Below are 5,870 nucleotides of genomic sequence, written 5' to 3'. Positions count from 1 at the left end.
CGCCGGATCAGTCGCTGCAGACGTTGACTGTTCCACCCCATTCGCGAGCAAGCCCGCTCCCACATTGTTTCGGCGTGTCCCTAGTGACTCAATGAGCCGGCCGCCTTGTTCAGGTCACTCTCAGCCCACTCGGTGTACACGCACGCATCCGCCGTGGCCCAGCGCACGCGCACCGGGTCGCCGGCTTTCAGCGGCATGCCGGCGGCGGACAACGCCTTGACCGTCATCGAGGTACCGCCGAGGGTTTTTACCGTGCAGGTCTGGCTTTCGCCGAGGAACAACACTTCGCCGACCATTGCCGAGACTTCATTCCAACCCGCTGCCAGGGGCTGCTCGGCGGCTTGCTCGACACTGAGGGCGAGGGCTTTTTCCGGGCGCACCATCAACAGTACCTCCTGCTCGGTGTGCAGGCCGCTGGTCAGGCGGATCGACAGCGATTGGCCTTCGAATATCGCCGCGGCATTGCCCTGGGCCTTGAGCTTGAGGAAGTTGGAGTTGCCGAGGAACGAGGCGACAAACGCGTTCGGTGGGTTCTGGTACAGGTCAAAACCGCTGCCGAGGCCGACGATCTTGCCGTGGCTGAAAATCGCGATGCGCTGTGACAGGCGCATGGCTTCTTCCTGGTCGTGGGTCACGTAGACGATGGTGATGCCCAGGCGCCGGTGCAACTGGCGCAGTTCATCCTGCAGGTCTTCGCGCAGCTTCTTGTCGAGGGCGCCGAGGGGTTCGTCCATCAGCAGGATGCGTGGCTCGTACACCAGCGCGCGGGCGATGGCGACGCGTTGCTGCTGGCCGCCGGACAGTTGCGAAGGGCGGCGATGCGCGAACTGTTCGAGCTGCACCAGCTTGAGCATGGCGTCGACGCGTTTCTCGCGTTCGGCGCTGGCCAGTTTGCGAATCGCCAGGGGGAAGGCGATGTTGTCGCGCACCGACAAATGCGGGAACAGCGAGTAGCGCTGGAACACCATGCCGATGTCGCGCTTGTGCGGCGGCACGTTGACCAGCGACTGGCCGCTGACCAGGATCTCGCCGCTGCTCGGCGTTTCGAAGCCGGCGAGCATCGACAGGGTGGTACTTTTGCCCGAGCCGCTGGAGCCGAGGAAGGTGAGGAATTCGCCGTCCTGGATGTCCAGCGAGATGTTGTCCACGGCGGCGAATTCGCCGTAGTACTTGTTCAGGTTGCGCAGGCTGACCAGGGGTTGGCCAGGGTTTTGGGCGGGGTCTTTGATCACTGCACTCATGTCTTAATCCTCGGCGCTCAAGCGCGGGTTTCAGTGCGTCGACGAGCGACGGCGGCAATCACCATGACCAGTACCGACAGGCCGATCAGCAGCGTCGAGGCGACGGCGATCACAGGCGTCAGGTCCTGGCGCAGGGTGGTCCACATTTTCACGGGAAGGGTTTGCAGGGTCGGGCTGGCCATCATCACGCTGAGCACCACTTCATCCCACGAGACGAGAAACGCGAACAGCGCGCCGGCCACCATGCCCGGGCGGATCGCCGGGAAGGTCACCTTGAACACCGCCTGCAGGCGCGAGGCGCCGCAGATTACTGCCGCGTCTTCGATCGACTGGTCGAACAGTTTCAGCGAATTGATGATCGAGATGATGGTGAACGGCAGCGCGACAATCACATGGCTGACCACAAAGGCGAACATCGTGCCGGTGTAGCCGAGCTTGAGAAACAGCGCATACACCGCCACGGCAATGATCACCAGCGGCACGATCATCGGCAGGGTGAACAGGCCGTAGAGCAACTCACGGCCGGGAAAGCGCCCGCGTACCAGCGCGAATGCGGTGGGCAAGCCCAGCGCCACGGCAAACACCGTGGTCAGCACCGCCACCTTGAGGCTGGCCATCGCCGCGTTCATCCAGTCGGCGTTGGAGAAGAACTGCGCGTACCATTTCAGCGTCCAGCCCGGCGGCGGGAATACCAGCCATTGGGACGAACCGAACGACAGCAGCACGATGAATACAATCGGCAGCAGCAAAAACACGCCGATCACGCCGGTGGTGGTGTAGAGGCCCAGGCGCATCCTGCGGCTCATGGCATTGGGAGTCAGCAGCATGACGGCTTACCTCGCATTGCTGGCGCCAACCGGGGATTCCGGCTGAAGCTTCAGGTAGAAGTAGAACAGCACCAGCGTGATGAAGATCAGCAACGCTGCGCCGGCACTGGCCAGGCCCCAATTGAGGAACGATTGCACCTGCTGGATGATGAATTCGGGCAGCATCATGTTCTGCGCACCGCCGAGCAGCGCCGGGGTGACGTAGTAACCGAGGGACATCACGAACACCATCAGGCCACCGGAGAACAACCCCGGCCGGCACAGCGGCAGGAACACCCGGAAGAAGTTGGTCCACGGGCTGGCACCGCAGATCGAGCCGGCCTGCAGGATCATCGGGTCGATGGCCTGCATGGTCGCCTGCAACGGCAGCACGATGAACGGAATCATGATGTAGCTCATGCCGATCACCACGCCGGTGAGGTTGTGCACCATCTCCAGCGGCGCATCGATGATACCCATGGCGATCAGCGCCTTGTTGATCACCCCCGAAGCCTGCAGCAGGACCAGCCAGGAATAGGTGCGGGCGAGGAGGCTGGTCCACATTGACAGCAGCACGATATTCAGGATCCAGCGTCCCCAGCCACGGGGCACCAGGGTGATCACCCAGGCCAGCGGGAAGCCCAGCAGCAGGCTGAACAGCGTCACCAGGCCGGCCACCGAGAAGGTATTGAGCAACACCCGCGCATACGCCGAGTTGGCGAACAGCTGTTCATAGTTGCCCAGGCCCGGCACCGGCTCCAGCACGCCGCGCAGCAGCAGGCCGATCAGCGGTGCGAGAAAGAACAGGCCGAGGAACAGCAGGGCCGGGAGCAGGTTGCTTGCCCCCCGCCAGCGCTGCGCCAGGGACGGCGCCGAAGCTTTGCCGGACACCGGGCCGGCAGCGCCGAGGGCGCTCCCGGTCGGCGTGGTTGCCGTCATTTTCATTTGACTAGCCATTCATTCCACCGTGTCGCAATGGCCGGGCCGTTCTTGGCCCAGTAGGCGAAATCGAGGGTGATCTGGTGCTTGGCGTATGCCGTCGGCAGGTTGGGCGCGAGGACTGAGTCCAGGCGCTGCACGCTGTCGATGTTCACCGGAGCATAGGCGGTCAGGTTGGAAAAATCCGCCTGGCCCTTGGCGCTGCTGGCACTGGCCAGGAACTTCATCGCAGCGGCTTTGTTTTTCGTGCCTTTAGGCACGACGAGGATGTCGGCCATCACCAGGTTCTGCTTCCAGCTTACGCCCACGGGCGCGCCGTCTTCCTGCAGTGCGTGAATGCGCCCGTTCCAGAACTGGCCCATGCTGACTTCGCCGGAGGCCAGCAGTTGTTGCGACTGCGCGCCGCCGCCCCACCAGACGATGTCTTTCTTGATGGTGTCGAGTTTCTTGAAGGCGCGGTCCAGGTCCAGCGGGTAGAGCTTGTCGGCGGGTACGCCGTCGGCCAGCAGCGCCAGTTCGAGCACGCCGGGGCTTGGCCATTTGTAGAGGGCGCGTTTGCCGGGGTAGGTCTTGGTGTCGAACAGCGCGGTCCAGTCCTGCGGCTTGCCGGCGCCGAGCTTGCCTTCGTTGTAGCCGAGCACGAAGGAGAAGAAGAACGAGCCGACGCCATGGTCGGAGACAAAGCGCGGGTCAATCTTGTCGCGCTGGATGACCGAGAAGTCGAGGGGTTCGAGCAGCCCTTCGGCGGCGGCGCGCAAGGCGAAGTCGGCCTCGACGTCGACCACGTCCCACTGCACGTTGCCGCTTTCGACCATGGCCTTGAGTTTGCCGTAGTCGGTAGGGCCGTCCTGGACCACGGTGATGCCGCTGGCCTTGCTGAAAGGGTCGGCCCACGCCTGCTTCTGCGCATCCTGGGTACTACCGCCCCAGCTCACGAAATTGACGCTTTCGGCCGCCAGGGCCGCGTGAGTGGCCGTGGCCAGCAAGCCCGCGAACAGCACTGCGGTTGCACGTTTGTTCAACACCATTTTCACGCCCTCATTTGTTTTGTTATTGAGCGGGCTTGGTAATGCCCGCCTATCGGGAGCAGTAGGTTTATCGAGGCCCCTATTCGAGGCCCCAAAAGGCGACCGTGCCAAGGGCTGTTATTGGTGCTATCCCTGGCGGGCGCACTTGGCGAAAGCGTTCGGTCTATGGAATATCATATTATGGTATTCCAAACTTTGTGCAAGCATTTTGCCTTACCGGTTATCCATCATTCGGTGAAGGGAATGCTCTCGACCACCTCCAGGTCGTAGCCGGTCAGCCCGGCGTATTTGAGGGGCGGTCCGAGGTGACGCAGCTTGCCGACGCCCAGGTCCTGCAATATCTGCGCCCCGGTGCCGACTTCCGAATAAATCCGCGACTGCGAGCGGCTGAACTGGCGCGGCGTCTGGGTCAATTGCGGCACGCGCTCCAGCAGCGCCTGGGACGACTCATGGTTGGCCAGCACCACCACCACGCCACTGCCTTCTGCCGCGACGCGTTGCAGGGCGGCCCACAGTGTCCAGTTGGACGGGCCGCTGTACTCGGCGCCGACCAGGTCGCGCAGCGGGTCGATCACATGCACGCGCACCAGCGCGGGTTCATCGCGGCGCAGTTGGCCCATCACCATGGCCATGTGCACGCCGCCGTCGATGCGGTCTTCAAAGGTAATCAGGCGGAACGTGCCGTGCACCGTGGGCAGATCGCGTTCGCCAATGCGCACCACCGTGCGTTCGGTGCTCAGGCGGTAGTGGATCAGGTCGGCGATGGTGCCGATCTTGATTCCGTGCTTGCGCGCGAAAATCTCCAGGTCCGGACGGCGGGCCATGCTGCCGTCGTCGTTCATCACTTCGACGATCACCGAGGCCGGGGTGTGCCCGGCCAGGCGCGCCAGGTCGCAACCGGCCTCGGTGTGGCCGGCGCGGGTCAGCACACCGCCGTCCTTGGCGCGCAATGGGAAGATGTGCCCCGGTTGCACGATATCGGCGGGCCCGGCGTTGCTGTCCACGGCTGCCGCCACGGTGCGCGCGCGGTCGGCGGCGGAGATCCCGGTGGTCACGCCGGTGGCGGCTTCGATGGACACGGTAAACGCGGTGCTGAACACGCTGCCGTTGCTCGGCACCATCTGTTCCAGGCCGAGGCGCTGGCAGTGTTCGTCGGTCAGCGTCAGGCAGATCAGGCCACGGGCTTCGCGGGCCATGAAACTGATAGTCTCGGCGGTGCAGCAGGCCGCAGGCAGCAACAGGTCGCCTTCGTTTTCCCGGTCTTCGTCGTCCACCAGCAGCACCATTTTGCCCTGGCGGTAGTCTTCGATGATGTCTGCGATGCTGTTGAAGGCCATGTAGAGTGCTCGATTTGTTGGTTGTATGTATTATGGTATACCACAAAAATCAAACAAGAGGATGTCGCGATGAAGGCCTACTGGATTGCCCATGTGGATGTGTCCGATGCAGAGCAGTACACGCAATACACCCAACGCGCGCCGGCAGCGTTTGCGAAGTTTGGCGGGCGGTTCCTGGCCAGGGGCGGGCGCAGCACCGCGCTCGAAGGCGGGCCGGCGCGCCAGCGTAACGTGGTGATCGAGTTTGATAGTTATGAGCAGGCGGTGGCGTGTTATGAGTCTGTGGAGTACCAGGAGGCGAAAGGGCACCGGGAGGGGGCTGGGGTTGCGCAGATCATTATTGTGGAAGGCCTGGCGCCCTAGCTGTATCAGCCAACCGGGTCCGAATGTGGGAGCTGGCTTGCCTGCGATACAGGCACCTCGGTACATCCGGTAAACCCGGTGGATGCCATCGCAGGCAAGCCAGCTCCCACACTGGGACTCGGTTCGGTCTGGAAGTCAGCGGATGAAATGGGCCTT

General features: G+C 63.2%; 6 protein-coding genes. 1 reads left to right on the top strand and 5 read right to left on the bottom strand.

Translation table 11 applies throughout. The features are described 5' to 3' along the window. Nucleotides 1–80 precede the first annotated feature (80 nt). The 5 genes from QMX97_RS31490 to ribBA form a co-directional block, all read right to left on the bottom strand. Nucleotides 81–1,241, bottom strand: a complete 1,161-nt coding sequence (locus tag QMX97_RS31490; protein ID WP_282398208.1) for an ABC transporter ATP-binding protein — start codon at nt 1,239–1,241, stop codon at nt 81–83. Between the two features lie 17 nt (nt 1,242–1,258). After that, entirely contained in the window at nt 1,259–2,068 is an 810-nt protein-coding gene (locus QMX97_RS31485; protein ID WP_065905737.1) for an ABC transporter permease, read from the bottom strand. A 6-nt stretch (nt 2,069–2,074) separates the two neighbouring features. Then, nucleotides 2,075–2,992, bottom strand: a complete 918-nt coding sequence (locus QMX97_RS31480; RefSeq protein WP_282398207.1) for an ABC transporter permease — start codon at nt 2,990–2,992, stop codon at nt 2,075–2,077. Further along, entirely contained in the window at nt 2,989–4,014 is a 1,026-nt protein-coding gene (locus tag QMX97_RS31475) for an ABC transporter substrate-binding protein (protein WP_282398206.1), read from the bottom strand. Before QMX97_RS31475 ends, QMX97_RS31480 begins: the two co-directional genes overlap by 4 nt. Before the next feature lie 227 nt (nt 4,015–4,241). After that, entirely contained in the window at nt 4,242–5,351 is a 1,110-nt protein-coding gene (ribBA, locus tag QMX97_RS31470; protein ID WP_065905740.1) for a bifunctional 3,4-dihydroxy-2-butanone-4-phosphate synthase/GTP cyclohydrolase II, read from the bottom strand. Between the two features lie 69 nt (nt 5,352–5,420). Here ribBA and QMX97_RS31465 point away from each other — a divergent pair, with 69 nt between their 5' ends. Then, on the top strand, nt 5,421–5,714 hold the full coding sequence (locus tag QMX97_RS31465) for a DUF1330 domain-containing protein (protein ID WP_065905741.1): 294 nt from the start codon (nt 5,421–5,423) through the stop codon (nt 5,712–5,714). Nucleotides 5,715–5,870 lie beyond the last annotated feature (156 nt).

It is taken from the genome of Pseudomonas sp. PS01298 (assembly GCF_029959745.1).
GTDB lineage: Bacteria > Pseudomonadota > Gammaproteobacteria > Pseudomonadales > Pseudomonadaceae > Aquipseudomonas > Aquipseudomonas aylmerensis.
This window is presented reverse-complemented; position numbering and strand designations above follow the sequence as displayed.

Bases quoted from the DNA above. Each gene is read 5' to 3' on its own strand.
- ribBA (WP_065905740.1), bottom strand. From the start codon at position 5,351: ATGGCCTTCAACAGCATCGCAGACATCATCGAAGACTACCGCCAGGGC.
- QMX97_RS31485 (WP_065905737.1), bottom strand. From the start codon at position 2,068: ATGCTGCTGACTCCCAATGCCATGAGCCGCAGGATGCGCCTGGGCCTC.
- QMX97_RS31480 (WP_282398207.1), bottom strand. From the start codon at position 2,992: ATGAAAATGACGGCAACCACGCCGACCGGGAGCGCCCTCGGCGCTGCC.
- QMX97_RS31475 (WP_282398206.1), bottom strand. From the start codon at position 4,014: ATGGTGTTGAACAAACGTGCAACCGCAGTGCTGTTCGCGGGCTTGCTG.
- QMX97_RS31465 (WP_065905741.1), top strand. From the start codon at position 5,421: ATGAAGGCCTACTGGATTGCCCATGTGGATGTGTCCGATGCAGAGCAG.
- QMX97_RS31490 (WP_282398208.1), bottom strand. From the start codon at position 1,241: ATGAGTGCAGTGATCAAAGACCCCGCCCAAAACCCTGGCCAACCCCTG.